14 protein-coding genes, 2 tRNA genes and 1 rRNA gene are annotated in these 17,054 nt (G+C 45.1%); 7 read left to right on the forward strand and 10 right to left on the reverse strand.

All coding sequences use genetic code 11. From position 1 onward, the window contains the following. Positions 1-95 precede the first annotated feature (95 nt). The 4 genes from JIE71_RS00530 to JIE71_RS00545 all read left to right on the forward strand — a co-directional run bounded on the left by JIE71_RS00530 (position 96) and on the right by JIE71_RS00545 (position 3,813). The gene (locus JIE71_RS00530; RefSeq protein WP_199506795.1) at positions 96-1,409 is read left to right on the forward strand and encodes an efflux RND transporter periplasmic adaptor subunit; all 1,314 of its coding nucleotides are present in this window, start codon (positions 96-98) and stop codon (positions 1,407-1,409) included. A 61-nt stretch (positions 1,410-1,470) separates the two neighbouring features. Further along, positions 1,471-3,468 carry a MacB family efflux pump subunit gene (locus tag JIE71_RS00535; protein ID WP_199506769.1) on the forward strand — a complete coding sequence of 666 codons (1,998 nt, stop codon included), beginning with the start codon at positions 1,471-1,473 and terminating at the stop codon, positions 3,466-3,468. 171 nt (positions 3,469-3,639) lie between these two features. Next, positions 3,640-3,715, forward strand: a tRNA-Lys gene (locus JIE71_RS00540). 22 nt (positions 3,716-3,737) lie between these two features. Then, positions 3,738-3,813 (forward strand) — tRNA-Lys (locus tag JIE71_RS00545). A 239-nt stretch (positions 3,814-4,052) separates the two neighbouring features. On the opposite strand, the gene JIE71_RS00550 is transcribed toward JIE71_RS00545, so the two are convergent. Next, on the reverse strand, positions 4,053-4,823 hold the full coding sequence (locus JIE71_RS00550) for an MBL fold metallo-hydrolase (RefSeq protein WP_199506770.1): 771 nt from the start codon (positions 4,821-4,823) through the stop codon (positions 4,053-4,055). 334 nt (positions 4,824-5,157) lie between these two features. Here JIE71_RS00550 and JIE71_RS00555 point away from each other — a divergent pair, with 334 nt between their 5' ends. Then, entirely contained in the window at positions 5,158-7,425 is a 2,268-nt protein-coding gene (locus JIE71_RS00555) for a hypothetical protein (RefSeq protein ID WP_199506771.1), read from the forward strand. 18 nt (positions 7,426-7,443) lie between these two features. After that, the gene (locus JIE71_RS00560; protein WP_199506772.1) at positions 7,444-8,337 is read left to right on the forward strand and encodes a DUF3142 domain-containing protein; all 894 of its coding nucleotides are present in this window, start codon (positions 7,444-7,446) and stop codon (positions 8,335-8,337) included. Positions 8,338-8,400: 63 nt separating this feature from the next. Here the strand turns inward: JIE71_RS00560 and JIE71_RS00565 are convergent, their stop codons facing one another. Beyond that, positions 8,401-10,488 (reverse strand): catalase, encoded by a 2,088-nt coding sequence (locus JIE71_RS00565; RefSeq protein WP_199506773.1) that lies wholly within the window; start codon positions 10,486-10,488, stop codon positions 8,401-8,403. A 354-nt stretch (positions 10,489-10,842) separates the two neighbouring features. Between JIE71_RS00565 and JIE71_RS00570 the strand changes: the two genes are divergently transcribed. Further along, complete coding sequence (locus JIE71_RS00570; RefSeq protein ID WP_199506774.1) at positions 10,843-11,637, forward strand: dienelactone hydrolase family protein; 795 nt, start codon at positions 10,843-10,845, stop codon at positions 11,635-11,637. A gap of 77 nt (positions 11,638-11,714) precedes the next feature. On the opposite strand, the gene JIE71_RS00575 is transcribed toward JIE71_RS00570, so the two are convergent. The 8 genes from JIE71_RS00575 to rrf all read right to left on the reverse strand — a co-directional run bounded on the left by JIE71_RS00575 (position 11,715) and on the right by rrf (position 17,050). Continuing rightward, a complete protein-coding gene (locus JIE71_RS00575) occupies positions 11,715-12,380 on the reverse strand; it encodes a DUF938 domain-containing protein (RefSeq protein WP_228284477.1) in 666 nt (221 codons plus the stop codon). A 56-nt stretch (positions 12,381-12,436) separates the two neighbouring features. Then, a complete protein-coding gene (locus JIE71_RS00580; RefSeq protein WP_199506775.1) occupies positions 12,437-12,910 on the reverse strand; it encodes a flavodoxin family protein in 474 nt (157 codons plus the stop codon). After that, positions 12,900-13,316, reverse strand: a complete 417-nt coding sequence (locus JIE71_RS00585) for an OsmC family protein (protein WP_199506776.1) — start codon at positions 13,314-13,316, stop codon at positions 12,900-12,902. The genes JIE71_RS00580 and JIE71_RS00585 overlap by 11 nt, the downstream gene beginning before the upstream one ends. Before the next feature lie 153 nt (positions 13,317-13,469). Continuing rightward, the gene (locus JIE71_RS00590; protein ID WP_199506777.1) at positions 13,470-14,699 is read right to left on the reverse strand and encodes a hypothetical protein; all 1,230 of its coding nucleotides are present in this window, start codon (positions 14,697-14,699) and stop codon (positions 13,470-13,472) included. 106 nt (positions 14,700-14,805) lie between these two features. After that, complete coding sequence (locus tag JIE71_RS12520) at positions 14,806-15,525, reverse strand: TIGR02391 family protein (RefSeq protein ID WP_199506778.1); 720 nt, start codon at positions 15,523-15,525, stop codon at positions 14,806-14,808. A 371-nt stretch (positions 15,526-15,896) separates the two neighbouring features. Continuing rightward, positions 15,897-16,163 (reverse strand): GFA family protein, encoded by a 267-nt coding sequence (locus tag JIE71_RS12540; protein ID WP_199506779.1) that lies wholly within the window; start codon positions 16,161-16,163, stop codon positions 15,897-15,899. Between the two features lie 113 nt (positions 16,164-16,276). Then, on the reverse strand, positions 16,277-16,807 hold the full coding sequence (locus JIE71_RS00605; protein WP_199506780.1) for a shikimate kinase: 531 nt from the start codon (positions 16,805-16,807) through the stop codon (positions 16,277-16,279). 129 nt (positions 16,808-16,936) lie between these two features. After that, positions 16,937-17,050: ribosomal RNA gene (gene rrf, locus JIE71_RS00610) — 5S ribosomal RNA — on the reverse strand. Positions 17,051-17,054 lie beyond the last annotated feature (4 nt).

Consider the following 17,054-nt stretch of genomic DNA (forward strand, 5'->3'; position numbering starts at 1 on the left):
CAGCGCTTAACGTTTCGCAAACTAATTCTCATTCCCTTTTGACAAGCAACCCTTTACTATAACTGCATTTGATTCAAGGTTACGGGGCAAGTGTGATGCAAAAGGTAAGTAAAAAAACGGCAATAAAATGGGGGGTTGCCGCAATCGTTGTGCTGTTACTTGGGATTTTTGCGTATCAACAGTTAAAACCAAAAGCCGCTGAACCCAATTATCTGACCGCTAAAGCCGAAATCGGCGATATTGAAAACAATGTCATGTCATCAGGTAAGGTCAAAGCGCTAAATACGGTTGAGGTTGGCGCGCAGGTTTCTGGTGAAGTCAAAAAGCTGTATGTCGATATTGGCGACCAAGTCCAGCAAGGTGATTTGATTGCTCAGATTGACCAAGTCACGCAACGAAATGCCTTAGACAATCAACAAGCCACACTAGAGCAAAGCGCAGCAGCACTACAAAGCGCTCAGGCAGATGTATTAAGTAAACGTGCCAACTTAAAAAGCGCTTATGCCGATTTGGCAAGCAAACAATCTGAACTTAAACAGGCACAATCTGACTTTGCCCGCTTAAAGTCTTTAGTAGAAATTGACGCCATCAGTCAGCAAGAATACGACACTCAAGCCACAGCGGTTCAAACGGCTAAAGCGGCAGTGGACAATGCACGCGCGGCGATTGACACTGCCAAGGCCGCTATCGTGACTGCCAATGCCGATATCAGTAGCCAACAAGCCGAGCTTAGAAAATCACAAACCAACGTCAATACCGCCGAGCAAGATTTGGGCTATACCACCATCCGCGCGCCAATTTCGGGTACGGTCGTATCCATCACTACCGAGCAAGGCAGCACCGTTAATGCCAATCAAACCGCACCGACCATCGTTACCTTAGCCGACTTATCCACCGTGCGTATTAACGCGCAAATCTCCGAAGCAGATGTGATTAATGTACAAGCAGGCATGCCAGTGTACTTTAACATCATTGGTAATCCTGAGCAGAAATTTGATGCCACGCTCAAAGCTATTGAACCTGCTCCTGAAGAGATTAGCGATACCAGCTCAACTGACACCGCTATCTACTACATCGGTTATTTAGAAGTGCCCAACCCTGAGCGCCGCTTTCGTATTGATATGACTGCGCAGGTGTACGTGGTCATTGACCAAGCCAAAGATGCCCTATTGATACCCTCTACCGCCCTTAAAAACAGCAAGACCGATACTAGCGGTAAGACCACGGCGACCGTACGCGTACTACAAGCAGACGGCACGGTTAAAGAACAGCCTGTTACGGTTGGGATTAATAACCGCGTCAATGCGCAAATTCTTAGCGGCTTAAAAGCAGGTGACGATATCATCTTAAGCGAAGACAATAGTAGCAGTAAAGGCAACCAATCTGGCGGTGGTCGCCCACCATTTTAACGGCAACACAGGTCAACAATGAAGACGTACTAAAAAGAGATGATAAAGGTAGATGCTGGTTATGAATACCCAAAAAATGCACGCTGAAACGGCTGATGCGCCACCATTAATGCAGCTGACAGGCGTCATTAGGGAGTTTCGCGCAGGCGAACAGATAATGCGGGTACTGCATGATATTGACTTGACCATCTATCAAGGTGAGATGGTCGCCATTATCGGGCAATCAGGCTCAGGCAAGTCAACCTTGATGAATATCCTGGGCTGCTTGGACAAAGCCAGCGCAGGCGACTATAAGATTTATGGCAAGTCAGTCAACCAGCTTGAGGCCGATGAGCTGGCGACCCTACGCCGTGAACATTTTGGCTTTATTTTTCAGCGCTATCATTTGCTTGGCGACATTAACGCACGTGACAATGTTGCCGTGCCTGCCGTCTATGCAGGTATGGACAAAGAAGCACGTAGCGAACGCGCCGCACACCTGCTCGGTGATTTGGGTCTGGCAGACAAGGTTGGCAACCGTCCCAGTCAGCTATCAGGCGGTCAGCAGCAGCGTGTCTCTATTGCACGCGCCTTGATGAATGGGGGCGAGATTATCCTTGCCGATGAGCCGACAGGCGCGCTCGATAGTCAATCGGGCAAAGACGTGATGCAAATCTTGCAGTCGTTAAACGAGCAAGGGCACACCATCATTATGGTGACGCACGACCCCAACATCGCCGCGCAAGCTGAGCGTGTCATTGAAATCAAAGACGGCTATATTATTGATGACTATCACAATGACCATTATGAGCATAGCACACAGCAGCCTGAGGCCATCTTAGAACAGCACAAAAAAAGCCGCATCGGTAGCTTTATTGACCGCCTGCTTGAGGCCTTTAAAATGTCGCTGCTGGCCATGCGCGCGCACAAAATGCGCACGTTGCTGACCATGCTGGGCATTATTATTGGTATTGCTTCAGTCGTCTCAGTCGTGGGCTTGGGTAAAGGCTCACAGCAGCAAATTTTGACCAACATCAGCTCGCTTGGCACCAATACCATCACTGTCACCGATGGCTATCCATGGGGGGATCCAAGGCGCAGTTACAACGATGACAACTTAACCCCTGATGACGCCAATGCCGTTGCTGCGCAGCCTTATGTGGTCAGCGTCAGTCCTCAGTTAGATGGCAGCGCTACCGTTCGCTATCGCAGTATCCAAGAATCAGCAACCGTCAGTGGTGTGGGCAAAGACTATCTGGATGTCACAGGCGAGACGCTGGCACAAGGACAAGCCTTTGATGAACAAAGTATTTTGCGGCGTACACAAGACGTCATCTTAGATGACAATGCCAAAAATACTTTTTTCGCGGATAATGACAACCCTATTGGTGAGGTTCTACTAATTGGCGCAGTACCAGGGCGCGTGATAGGTGTCCTTGAACCCAAAGACAGTGGCTTTGGCCCAAGCTCTGATACTCCGACCATCTACATGCCCTACACGACTGTCATGTCGCGTATTGAAGGCAGTGCCTATATTGAGAATTTCGTGGCCTTGGTGGATGAAAGCATCTCATCGTCAGCGGCAGAGTCAGCCATCTCGCAGCTGATTGAAGAGCGGCACGGCGCAGACGATTTTCGTACCCGCAATTCTGACTCTATTCGCCAGACTATTGAGTCCACGACCTCGACCATGACGCTATTGATTTCATCAATTGCTATCATTTCATTGATTGTTGGTGGTATCGGCGTCATGAACATCATGCTGGTATCTGTCACCGAGCGCACCAATGAGATTGGGGTGCGTATGGCTGTCGGCGCGCGTCAAAGCGACATTATGCAGCAGTTTTTGATTGAGGCCATTTTGGTATGCGTATTGGGGGGCTTGCTGGGTATCGGACTGGCCTTTGCCATTGGTGAGGTGATTAATCGTGTGGGCGGTGACAGCTTTCAGGTTATCTATTCATCCGCCTCTATTATTGCTGCCTTTATTTGCTCGACCCTGATTGGTGTGGTTTTTGGATTTTTACCTGCGCGCAACGCCGCCAAGCTCGACCCTGTCGATGCCTTGTCGCGCGATTAAAGCAATATTGGACGTAAATATGTTCAAAATCACGGTAAACTAAGAAAAAAAGCAGTTTTTTGCAAGAAAAGGCATTTTTCTTAAATTAAGGGTTGCATTACTCAAAATTATCTATATACTATGCTCTCACGTTTAGGGATACAGAACTTCTTAAACGAGAGAGAAAAGTTAGGGCCGATAGCTCAGTTGGTAGAGCAGTTGACTTTTAATCAATTGGTCCCGCGTTCGAGTCGCGGTCGGCCCACCACTTTTTCTTTCACACCCTTTTAGGGCCGATAGCTCAGTTGGTAGAGCAGTTGACTTTTAATCAATTGGTCCCGCGTTCGAGTCGCGGTCGGCCCACCATATTTAAGAAAGCCCAGTCATATTAATGATTGGGCTTTTTTTTCGTCTATTCTTTTTTCTGATTCTTGCGCTATCTACCTCTGTCATATAATCAAGTGAATTCAAACATGGTATGGCGAGATTAAAGACTACTTTTTGCAGCGTCAAAAGACGACGGCACAGCAAGCAAGAAACATAGTCTTTCATCGAGCGTGTGTTTCATGCGATTTCCATTGTATTGAGATTCTGCTATAGAGCATTTAACCAAATATCGGGCGCTTGCCTGCCCGCCATAGCAGCTTGTGTATTAGCGTGTCTTTTATGGTGCGCCGTTCTGTGGGCGCATTGGCAATCAGCATATCAAAGGTCGGCGCGTCAATCGCCAGCTCACGCCCATGTGCCATCATCACATTGCTCGGCTGCATGTCTTTGATCTTTTGTAGCGATGCAGTATACGCAGGCGGACTGTAAATCGGAAATGGCGCAACAAATTTATGCCGCAGTTTGATGATTAAGTCAGCGGTATATACTTGGCGGCTGGGCAGATGAAATAACGACAAATCACGGTCGGTATGCCCAGGTGTCTCAAGTACCAACCAATCGCTAAAGTGAGGAATTTTATCCCCCTCACTGACCGTCACATCAGGATGCAGGTGCGCAGGATACCATAGGTTTTTTAGCGGGCGGTTTTGGCGATGCGCCACATAATACGCCAGCCCTGTATCAACCAGATGCATCATTTGCCCGCCGATGCCTGCATACCATTGCCGTGACTTTTCTGCTGAGACGATACGGCAGCCTGTGGCTTTTTTAAGCGCATTTGCACCGCCTGCGTGATCAGGATGCATGTGTGTCACCATGACTACCTTGAGCTGGCTTATCGGGCGCTGTAGTGTGTCTGTGATGTACGCCAGTACCATCGGCACATCAGCACGGCAGCAGCCGTCAAGCAGCAGCAACTTATTAGCATATACCGCCAAATAAATACTTTGAATATAACCGTCCAATCGCACAATCTTATCTAAGCGCATAAGTCATCCTTGAGTGTTTGCTTATTGCTAAGTTTTGATAGTTTGAGGTTTCTTGTCTCAATGGACGCTTTAAACGCACCTGATGACACCCCTTGTTTTGATTGTAGTACAGGAGCTTATGTACGACTCGACTTTCAATGAACGCTTGTACTCCGTTTGCTCGTTGCAATTCGTCATTTAGGCGTTTTGCTAAAATTTTAGGTATCAGACTTAGGACTAGTTGATGACACGTTGTGGTATATAAACTGATTTTTGTGGGGAAAAAATCACATTGATAAAATAAAACTCTGTTATGATTACAGACTCCAATCCAGTACGCGCTCACGAGTTGGCTATGAAATCTACCGCAGACAATACAAAACGACACCCCTCAGCTTTTTTAAACTCTGTTCCCAAAAGTTTGATTTTAGGCTTGTTGACAGCCAGTCTGATGAGCGTTGGTATATCTGCACAAGCAGGTGGTGGCGAATACTGTGGCTCTAACTTTTCGTTAGACAATCGCTACTACAATGCCTGTCAGATTAACTTTCCCACCTTAGATACTGGCAATGACACCCAAACCAATTTGTATTTATTACTTGCCGATAAGGGCTTAATCACCTTTGATGAGCCTGACACGCTACATACCAGCGGTTATTATTATGACTTTCCGCTTAACTTACGCACATTAAAGCACGCGGCAGTAAATCAAGTACAAAATCCTAATCAGTCTTTTTTAGAGCCTTCTGAAACCAGCAATTATGCGGAGTACTGTAATAGCTTTTATACAGGTAAAACAGCGCTAGAAAACGCGCTAACACTAGATCAGGCATTAACCCCAAAAGAGCGCGCACAACTGATGCAATTTCGTGACGCCATTCGCAGTGAGTGTGCCGATTCATTTAATGATGAGACTGTCGTGGACAAGGATGCTGCTACTTTTCCGTTAAAGTGGTCTGTCCACGCACAACCCTACGCGGACTACATCATGGCGACACAACTGTTTTATTTGGGCAAAAAATCAGACTTTGATAGCGCGCATAACCTATATAGCGCGTTGACCACGCTTGATGCGGGGGATAATGCAGGACGCGCTTGGCTGCTCGATACGGTCAACTATATGCTGATTCGCACAGGTATCAATCGTATTTATCAGCAAGGCGCGCAAGATTATGTTTATGACCATAAAATGGTTGACCCAAGACTGTTTGCCAGCACGCAAAGCGCCATCAATACTTATCTCAGCCGCTTTAAAAAAGGGCAGTATACGGCATCCGCTCGCGGATTACAGCGCCGACTCTATTGGCTGTCAGGGCAGCAAGAACAATTGGTTGATGAAATAGAATGGCAAATTGCGCATACAAAATCATTGGCCTTTAACCTAGACAGTCGCCGCTTGCCAGAAGAGATTGAAAAAAGGCTGTTTTTTCCATATATGAATAAACAAGTCGATATCAATGTGCTTAATGACCCCATATTGCTGACCAGTTTTGCCTTATATCGTCTACGACCTGCCAGCAACTTCATGAACACCAAACCCATAACATTGGCAGCGCTTGAGCGTCTAAAGCCCAAGTTTAAAGGCAGTATGGACTTGTATCAGTATCTGATCGCGACCTATTATTTTGTGCAAGAAAATAATCCAAAACGCGCCCTAAGCTATTTGCCCACCGCTGCGCCCACGGGTAAGCTATCTTATACTCAATTTAGCCAATACGCTTTAAAAGCAAAAGCATTACAGCAACTCGGACGCACCGATGAAGCCAATACCCTATGGCAGCAGCTACATACCTTGCCCAAGCAGCCGTTTCAAAACACTGTTACTGAACTGGCATTAGCACTGCATGCTGACAAGACCAATGATTACCGTTTATTGTTTACTGATACCAGCATACAGTCACAAGCCTTAAAGATGCGCGTCATCAAATATTCAGCCGACCCTACCTTGCTAAAGCAAATTGCAGACAACCATGCAAATACAAGCGCACTGGGTGCTGAGGCGCGTTACGCGCTGCTCGCCAAATCCCTGATACATGGACGCTACGATGATTATTTAACCTACCAACAGCGTTATTTGCCAAAGGACGCCCAAAAATATCAGGGCTATAGCAGTAAGGATAAGACCTTAAAGCACCTCCCTACTTTTAGTCAATTTAACTGGCAAGGTAAACACATCAGCCCTCATATCAAGTGTCAAAACTTGACAACCACGGTGACGCGCCTCAGTAAACGCCCTAACGACAGACTACAAACCTTGTGTCTGACCGAGTTTATGTATGATACCGATTTGACCAGTTACCTCGATGACTACGACAAAGAGTTTCGCTATATTGTTGACGATGATCCAAGCGAGCCCTATCCGTACTTAGGTGACGTCCCCAGTCGCTTCGCAGGTCAAACGCTCAACAGACTCGATATCTACCGCGCCATATTTACAGACAGTCAAGATGACGAGCTGTCCGCCTACGCGCTGCATCGTGCCATAGGTTGTTTTGCCAGCTCGGGTAACAACCAGTGTGGCGGCGATCAGGTTGATTTGTCCGTGCGCAAAGCATGGTTTAAACGTCTAAAATCTGACTTTAGCCAAACCACTTGGGCAAAAAACCAAAAATACTACTGGTAAATATGACGGGCTACTGGTTTGAGTAATCATCTACAAAAGTATCAGCGATTTACGTTTAAGCGATGGCTGTTAGGCTTGCTGGGTCTGAGTATTATTATGTTTGCCGCTTTGGTTTACTATCAAGGTGCAAGCCGTTTTTCATCTGCGCCAGCTAAGCAGATAACGCAGATACCATCACAGGATAGTGATGCCAGTAAAATTGGCTCTATTACCATGCCCACGAACACTACCAATATCCAAGCCAATGATTACCAGCAGTTTTGGCTGTGGACAGCGCCCAAAGACAGTACCAAGCTCAGCCAAGCGCATACGTTGTATCTATTACAAGGTGAGATACGTGCGCCCAATATGCCCTACTATCGCCCCGATACCCATGACAATAATGCTCAGGCATTACCAGCGACATTGATAACGCAGGGGCTAGGTGTGCGACTTTTACGCGGTAAAAAAATGTGGCTGGTCTACCGTGCGACCAGTCAGACGTGGTCTGAGAACGTCATGCCACAGCTTATAAAGCGCTTAGAGCAATGGCAACGCGCAGGCAATCACGTTATGGGTATTCAGATAGACTATGATGCGCCAACCTACCGATTGGGCGAATACGCCGCTCTGCTTAAGCAGATTCGTCAGCAGCTGCCCGCGCAGTATCAACTCAGTGTGACAGGACTGCTGGACTGGTCAAACCAAGCCGAAGACTCTCAGTTTATTCAGCTCAGTGACGCCATTGACGAGCTGGTGGTACAAACCTACCAGGGCACGACCACTTTGACTAATTATGCGCAGCACCTCATACGGCTAAAAGACCTGCCCTTTGATTTTAAAGTGGGCATCATTGAAGGTGGTCAATGGCAAGGGGCTGCATTTTTAGAAGACAATCCACACTTTCAAGGTTATGTGGTGTTCTTGCGCTAAAAAACAAAAAAGCTCCAACACAGTGGTTGGAGCTTTTATTAATCAAAGGTTTGTGACCTATTTTTATGATATATCAGCGGCCTTTTTTTCACGCTCCCATAGGCGCGTTTTCGCATTATTGATAAAGGCTTCGGTGTCTTCTAAAGGCGTGACGAAGCTGTCTTTCTCAATCGGCAGTTTGCTTAAGATAAATTCATCGGTCGCGCCGCAATAGGCGATAGCTTTGCAATGCGCGTAGGCATCAATAAACCAGCTTAGTGCGCCACTGTCCATCGCCAGTTTTTTGGCTTGCGGTGGCATGATGATACTAACAACCGCATCAAAGAAGACCGAAGGCGCGCCAGCCAAGCGCTCATCTGTTTGAATACGCTCACCATTGTCTAGCGTCACTTCCTTAGTAGGCGCGACAATTTTAACACTGGCACCTGCCTCTTTTGCGGCGGCTTCAAACTTCTCCAGCTGCTCGTGGTTTGAGCCTTCTGCCACCAAGATACCGACCAAGCGCCCTTCCAGACTCTCTGGTGTCACGCCAATGGTTTGTACGGCTTTTGATGTACCCAGATCCTGCACAGGCGCAGCCGCTTCCGCTGGCTCTGGTAATGTCATACCCAAGGTATCTGCCACATTTTTTGCCAAGTCTTCATCGATGTGACGCAAATGGCTAAGAACACGAGTGCGTACATGCGCGGTGTCGACTTTACCTAATTCAAAGGCGTAAGCCGCAGCAATATGCGCTTGCTCAATCGGCGTTTGGCTACGATAGAACAGACGTGGCTGGCTGTAATGATCAGCAAAGCTCTCGGCGCGGATGCGACCTTTGACATCATCATCAAGTTGTTCGTTAAATGACTGATAGCCTTGTTTGCCGCCTTCACGTGGCATATCAGGGTCTAAACTTTGCGGCTCATAGGCAACACGACCTTTTGGCACTTGCATTTGCATATGACCATCACGCTGCATGTTGGCAAACGGACATTTTGGCGCATTGATTGGAATCTGTGCAAAGTTTGGCGAGCCTAAGCGTGACAGCTGGGTATCTAGATAACTGAACAAACGACCTTGGAGCAATGGGTCATTGCTGTAGTCGATACCAGGTACCACGTGCGATGGACAGAATGCAACCTGCTCAGTTTCGGCAAAGAAATTATCAGGATAACGGTTGAGTACCATCTTACCGACTGTTTTTACAGGCACCAACTCTTCTGGAATGAGTTTGGTCGCGTCAAGGTGATCAAACGGAAATTCTGCCGCTTCTTCTTCAGTAAATAGCTGCACACCAAATTCCCACTCAGGGTACATGCCGTTGTTAATCGCTTCAAACAAATCACGGCGATGATAATCAGGATCTGCACCTGAGATTTTTACTGCTTCATCCCACGTGGTGGACTGTACGCCGAGCACAGGCTTCCAATGGAAACGTACAAAGGTGCTCTTGCCCTCTTTGTTTAATAAACGATAGCTGTGAATACCAAAGCCTTCCATCATACGCAAGCTGCGCGGCAAAGCACGGTCACTCATCAGCCAAATCAAGTTATGCATGGTTTCAGGGCTTAAAGATACAAAGTCCCAAAAGGTATCGTGCGCCGATGCTGCTTGAGGAAAGCCGCGATCTGGCTCAGGTTTTACAGCATGGATTAAATCTGGGAATTTAATAGCATCCTGAATAAAGAAAATCGGCATATTATTGCCGACGATGTCCCAGTTGCCCTCTTCAGTATAGATTTTTACCGCAAAGCCGCGCACGTCACGTGGTGTGTCTTTTGAACCCTTGCTACCTGCCACAGTTGAGAAACGGGTAAATAAAGGCGTTTGCTTGCCTGTTTCTGTTAAGATTTTTGCGGTGGTATATTCCTCTAAAGACTCGGTCAATTCAAAATAGCCATGCGCCGCGCTACCGCGAGCGTGAACAATACGCTCAGGAATACGCTCATGGTCAAAATGATTGATTTTTTCACGCAGCACAAAGTCTTCTAATAGCGTAGGGCCACGGCGGCCTGCTTTGAGTGAATTTTGATTGTCACCAATAGGCACGCCTTGCTGTGTGGTCAATATCTTACCATCACTTTCTACGCGTTGGTGCGTTTCGCCACCATTACCGCGGCTTGAGTTCATATCTTTAGCGGGGTCGGTATGATCAATATTTTTGTTCATAATAGTTCCTAGCTTATGGTTATTTATCGTTATCTCAGTCGTTTGTTATCGTGTCCATCTTACGGCTGTTATTTTCGGTTCTTACTTATCTGATAACCTATTGCTCGCATCGTTTGTATAACAGACTGATAGTCGTACAGATTTTACCGATTTAAACATTTTTATATCAACTCCCCATACTAGCCCTAAACAGCGACACCTTTATGACAAACCTTGTTCGCCTTTGGTTAAAGTTTGCATCCAAGGCGTAGCATTTATGTGTCTGTACAAGCGTACATGCTAGTATCCAGGATGTGCCTGACATTTATCAAACCTAACCTTTCCCCTTTTTGCCATTTTATTTATGAGGTCTTTATGTTGCCATCTGCTCGCATTACTACTCCTGCACTTAGTGCGCTTGCCACTGCAGGTCTGCTTACTTTCAGCCAATCTGCCGCTGCCATCACCACTCAAAGCGTCGACTACCAAGTCGATAACCAAACTTTTGAAGGCTACTATGCCAAGGCCGACAAACCAAACGCGCCGTTTATCCTATTGATTCATGATTGGGACGGCCTGACCGATTATGAGCGTATGCGCGCCGACATGCTCGCCGAGCGTGGCTACAATGTTTTTGCTGCTGATATGTTTGGTAAAGGTGTGCGCCCGACCACCACTGACGATAAAAAACGCCTGACAGGCGCATTGTATGATGACCGCAACAAGATGCGCCGCCTACTGACAGGAGCGCTAAATGCAGGACGTGAGGAAGGCAATGATGTGCGTCAAGGCGTGACCATGGGCTATTGCTTCGGCGGTACGGTCGCGCTAGAGCTGGCACGCGCAGGTTTTCCGCAGACCGCGTTTGTCTCCTTTCATGGCGGCTTAGACACCCCGCCGCGTCAAGACTATAGCAAAACCCAAGGCAAAATCCTTGTACTTCACGGCTCAGCAGACGAATCGGTATCGATGGATGATTTTGCCAATCTAGGCAAGACGCTAGAGACTGCCAATGTCCCCCACGAGATGATTACTTACAGCGGCGCACCGCACGCCTTTAGTGTCATGGGTAGCGAGCGTTATGACGCCCGCGCTGACAAACGCTCTTGGGCGCGCTATATGGCATTTTTGGATGAAAAATATCCAAACAACATGATGCTAATGCCTTAATGTTTAAAAAATTTAAGAAAGACAAAGCATACGGGTAGATAAAAGCAAAGAAAAAAGGAAGGAGTTTAAGACGTAAATTACAGCGTATCAGGCTGCTTCTGAAACACCAACAGTTGGTTATTGGCGGGCATGGCGTAGCGGTCGATTAAATAAAGCTGTATCTGTTCCGCCGCTGCCGTCACCGCTTCAATATCCCGAATGGCGCTGCCCACACCTCGCGCTTGCAACGCCGCATCAAACTGGCGATTACTCGCGCTGGTGTAGTCGCCATGTTCGTTAAATGGACCATAAGCAATAAATAACCCACCCGCAGGCAACACCGAGCCTGCCACGCCCAGCAACCGCAGTACCAAATCCCACGAAACAATGTGCAAGGTATTTGCTGTAAATACGGCATCATAAGGCTGCGCGGTCACCGCACGAATATCATCAAGCGAGGTTAAGTCTAACGCCAAAGGCGGCTGCACATTGTCCGCAGGATACTGCTGTTGCCACGCGTGTATGGCGGCGTGATTCGCGGGTATATCGCTGGTCTGCCAAGATAAATGCGGCAAACGCGGGGCAAAATAGACACTGTGCTGCCCCGTCCCCGAGCCAATCTCTAAGACGCATTTGCTGTCCGTCAATAACTCACGAAGAGCGCTTAAAATCGGCTCGCGGTTGTTTTCACACGCTTGCGAAAATGGCAGTGCGGCACGCGTCGAGATTGTGTTACCGCGTGCAGCATTTGGCATATCAGACATGGGCGCTCCTTATTTTTTATAAGTTATTATTCTTCAGTCAAAAACGACAGGTAGCACTAATAAATGCCTGCCTCCAGTCCCGCCGCCAAGGTCAATGACAGCTCGCTTACCTCATCAGTAAAGCCTTCTTGCCACTCACCGCGCAATATCAAAGGCGCTTGCACCCATTGCCAGCGCAGCCCTGTTGCGATGGTCATTAAAGCATTTTTCGTACCTGTGCCATCGTGTCCCGCACGGATATATACCGCACATGGCAAACCTTGGGTATGCTCTAAAATGGGATAGTAACAACGGTCAAAAAAATCTTTGGTCAGCCCCGACATATAGGCAAGATTTTCTGTCGTGCCGAGTAGCAGTCCATCTGCCGCCAACACGTCTTCAGGCTGGGTGTCTTGCGGTGATTTCAGCACCAGCTCAATATCAATGTCCGCATCGGTTACGACTTGATACGCAGCGTGCTGCAAGCGCTTGGTGTTCGCTGATGGCGCATGAATCACCATCAGCAATACTTTTTTGTACTCAGCTGTCATGATGTGCGGTACGGAAGGTCACATTTTGCGTGATGTCTGGATCCAGGCTCTTTGCCACAGGGCACGTCAATGCGGTGTTATAAAAAATAGTCTGCGTCTTGTCATCTAGCGGCTGCGGGAAGGTCACAATTACATGCACTTCGCTCACACGGCGCGGGTCAGCCGCCATAATCTTGGTCACTTCAGCGCTCGTACCTGTGATGTCAATGCCCATCTGCTCGGCTTTGATGCCCATGATGGTCAGCATACAACTTGCCAAACTGGTCGCCAGCAAATCGGTCGGCGAAAACGCCTCGCCCTTGCCGTGATTGTCGGTCGGTGCGTCGGTGATGATGCGGTTGTCTGATTGGACATGTACCGCGGCAGTACGCAACTGCCCTTCGTATCTTACTTTTGATGTGGTCATGGGGGTTCTCTTTTTTATGGTTTTATTTATTAAGATATAGTAGGTGTACTGGATATATCAAGAGAATTTTGAGAGTTCATACGTTATAGAGATTAAACTTCTATTAATGCCAATGGTTGCTAAGTCCCTACCCTTGTTATAAATAAAATAAGCCTATGTATATCCTCTAAAGCTAATAGACTTTTCCACCATGCTTTTTAAATAAAAAATCTTATCCTTATCTGCAGGTAAATCTAAAAATCTATTCGCTTCTTCTATAGATTCAAAATCACCTTGTCTTCTAATATGAAATAAAAATAATTCTCTAAAATATCTTTGAACTTGAAAGCTGTAAGTTTTAGCTATTGCACTTTCCTGTCCAGCATGGACATTTCTATTTCGATACTCTCTTAAGTGCTCAAGTATTTGTCTATGATATTCATAATCTTCAAAAATAAATGCACATCGAGTAGTTACAGAATCAAAATTACTCTCATTTGGTGCTGCGAGAGCCTCCAATGCTCCCCAAGCTCTCAAAATAGCAATATTTTGATTTTTTTCATCGAAAGCGCGTACAAATCTTAATATGCTATCAGACATGATGTTTCTATAATTTTTATTAAATTTAGAAAAAATATTAATTATACTTCTAATATTTTTAACAACATTTTTTTCATCTCTGAACAGATATACTTTGGCTTTAGAATAGCTAGGATCATACCAAAATGATTGTTCAAAAACTTCCCCTGATGCATTGTGTAGTGTATGGAATTCTCCTAAACGAATCTTATTAATTGACTCAGACTCGTTACCAATAATCTCTGAAAAACTATTACATTGTATGCAAAAAAATCCACGTAAAATATCAAGCGCTTTCACTGCTTTATTAGCAGCAATAGTTTCAGATTTAGCTTCCAATTCTACTACAACTTTAGTATAACCATCTGATTCAGTCTCTATATTATCTCTATTTTCACTTATTAGATTTTTTCGACCTCTAAATTTCTTAGGGAAATTATCTTTATAAAATCTAAAATTAAAATTTTCAAAACTTATTTTCCTTGTATGTGATAGTCTCATAGACAAAGAAGTCAATAAATAGTAAGTATTATTTCTCTTATTAAGCTCTATGCTAATATTATCTTTGAGTATGCTAAGAAATTTGTCAGGTTCAATTTTAGTATTCTTAGCGGCCTGCCAAACTGTTTTTTGTATAAGAGTATGTTTATCCAAATCATTGGCTATAATTGGGAAATTTATCATGCTTTCTATAGCAACTATAGCGTCTTGAAACTCAAACCCAGAGAAGCTAACTCTGCCATTTTCTAATTTTTTTTCGTTATCAATCTTTTTTAGAATAACGCTAGGCTTCAAATTTTTATTTTTCTTCCATTGAACTTTCAAGCTTTTACTCCACTCTATCAGCTGCTGATATACATCAGACTATCTACTTTAAACATTAGGGAACTACCTACCACATAGTATGGATATTAAAGATATCCTTTAATTGCTACTGTCTTACAATTGTTCCACTCTCTAAAACAAACAATTGATTAATTAACATAAACTCTCGAATATCATCACCTAGATCATGACGAGGTTCTTGATGTGCTCGCTTGTTGCGATAAGCCATATAGACACTCGTAAATAGCGATGCTCTACCTTTAGATTCACCTGAATCTAAGTTTTCCCAATATAAGATTGAATCATCACCTTGGAATGCTTTTGCAAACAGCTTAACGCCACTTTCATTATTCAAGTCTGTACGCGCTTTGACGATAGATTCCAGCTTTCGGTATGCACCCATTATTGCACTATCTGGATTCTTATCAAAATCCAAGGCTAGCTCTATCAAGCGAGGGTCAAGCAATGCCATAGGAATAGTAAGTGGAAACTCACTAAAAACACTACGCTCACGCTCTTTATAAAGATAAACAGACTCATACCATCTAGCAGGACGCACTGGATTGATACTATTGATATAGTCCAAATCTTTCATAGTTAAACTTGAATTGGAGATACGTTCAAAAATCGATTTTGAAATAATGTATTCGTTAATACTGTCTGTATAGTTACGTAATAAGTTTAAGACGAATGCATATCCTCTTGGGGCTTCTCCATTGTAACCAGAAGCAAAACCACCCTTTATGATCGCCTGAATATCATATCTGAGAGTAAGCAATAGCGCATGAGCACTTGAGTGAGTTTCTTCAAAAGTAAGTATTTTCACGTCATTTATTTCTTCACCAGCATGTACAAGCTTTATGACTGCCTCTTTGCAAGCTTATGTGACACCGCTGTCACCTAGATACTGAATACCCGCGAATTTAGCTTTCACTTATTTTCTTTACCTCAGTTATTTAATAGTAAATACCACCATTTTTTTACCTAATCCCCTTCAACTGCTTCTATCCCTCTTCCCACTTACTTTCTACTAGGTTAAACGAACTACAACAGATTATTAAGCCACTCTAAGCTCTCAGGTCCACCACTCAATCGAACACACTCAGCAGAATCCTTTTCCCAAGTGGCAGCAGATTTGGTATGCAAATGAACCGATATTTTGGAAGTGAGCGGTTCGTTAAGCGAACCAGCAGGAATTCACATTATTCCGCTTTCTCTTAAACTATTGGGAACCAAGCTTCCACACACCGAACAAAAGTCACTCTGATAGCCACTAGGCTTATTGTAAGAGCGGATATTACTTTCACCAGAAATCCAGCGAAACGCGCTGGCATTGACGAAAGTTGCGGTGTTCGATGAAGAGCCCGTCACTTTGCGACATAAAGAACAGTGACATTGATAGAAATTGCGTATCTCTTCTTTGATTTCAAATTTTACGTTGCCACAAAGGTATTCACCTTGCATTATTTAATCCTTTGAAATTAGAGGTCATGCAGCGCCTTTTCGAATAAATTAAACTGACATGAAAAGCAGTAACCGTAGAATGAAATATGAGATGAGTTCGAGTGGACTTACTGCTATCGGTTTAACTCTTCTATAAATTTCTTTGCCATTTTCGGACTTGTGAGTCTGATAAATTTTATATGACGATATCTAGGATCATGAAGCATCTTCGAGTAGCGAACACGCTTGCGTTTATACGTTTTTAATGTCCATAAGATAATTGAATCACGACTAAAAAATGACTTAGCAAACGTCTCAGTATTGCCTGTACCCCACAGCTCGGTTTTAGTAGCCGAGCGTATGAAGGCACGCTTTATCGCTTGATACATCGTACGAGAGAACGAATAATCTATCCAAATCACATGGTCAACATTTGACCACTTTATTTCAGTCGTCCTGCTATAATTGCCATCAAGCACCCAAGTTTCTTGCGCTAGAGAACGTTTCAGCTTTAAGAAAAACTCGTCATCAGTAGATTCTTGCCAATTCGGTTTCCAAAATATAGCATCCATTTCCAAATAAGGATAGCCTAATTTATTTGCCAAAAGACGGCTAAAAGTGGACTTACCACTACCACTGGTGCCAATTACATTTATTTTTTTCATGTGCTCGCTTCTGTAAAACTTTGAATAAAGTAGAAATATAGAGGAATATAGAGGGAGGGGGATTTTACAGAAAGTTATAGGCAAAAAAAAGCCCCCAATCGTTTGATTGGGGGCTTTTTAGGAAAAAGGAGCTGACGATGACCTACTCTCACATGGGCGAACCACACTACCATTGGCGCTACGATGTTTCACTTCTGAGTTCGGGAAGGGATCAGGTGGTTCCATCGTGCTATTGTCGTCAGCAAAG

The sequence above is a fragment of the Psychrobacter sp. bablab_jr014 genome, from assembly GCF_016464015.1.
Taxonomy (GTDB): Bacteria; Pseudomonadota; Gammaproteobacteria; order Pseudomonadales; family Moraxellaceae; genus Psychrobacter.

Coding starts and splice junctions, on each gene's coding strand:
- JIE71_RS00530 (WP_199506795.1), top strand. CDS start 96: ATGCAAAAGGTAAGTAAAAAAACGGCAATAAAATGGGGGGTTGCCGCA.
- JIE71_RS00535 (WP_199506769.1), top strand. CDS start 1,471: ATGAATACCCAAAAAATGCACGCTGAAACGGCTGATGCGCCACCATTA.
- JIE71_RS00550 (WP_199506770.1), bottom strand. CDS start 4,823: ATGCGCTTAGATAAGATTGTGCGATTGGACGGTTATATTCAAAGTATT.
- JIE71_RS00555 (WP_199506771.1), top strand. CDS start 5,158: ATGAAATCTACCGCAGACAATACAAAACGACACCCCTCAGCTTTTTTA.
- JIE71_RS00565 (WP_199506773.1), bottom strand. CDS start 10,488: ATGAACAAAAATATTGATCATACCGACCCCGCTAAAGATATGAACTCA.
- JIE71_RS00570 (WP_199506774.1), top strand. CDS start 10,843: ATGTTGCCATCTGCTCGCATTACTACTCCTGCACTTAGTGCGCTTGCC.
- JIE71_RS00575 (WP_228284477.1), bottom strand. CDS start 12,380: ATGTCTGATATGCCAAATGCTGCACGCGGTAACACAATCTCGACGCGT.
- JIE71_RS00580 (WP_199506775.1), bottom strand. CDS start 12,910: ATGACAGCTGAGTACAAAAAAGTATTGCTGATGGTGATTCATGCGCCA.
- JIE71_RS00585 (WP_199506776.1), bottom strand. CDS start 13,316: ATGACCACATCAAAAGTAAGATACGAAGGGCAGTTGCGTACTGCCGCG.
- JIE71_RS12540 (WP_199506779.1), bottom strand. CDS start 16,163: ATGCAAGGTGAATACCTTTGTGGCAACGTAAAATTTGAAATCAAAGAA.
- JIE71_RS00605 (WP_199506780.1), bottom strand. CDS start 16,807: ATGAAAAAAATAAATGTAATTGGCACCAGTGGTAGTGGTAAGTCCACT.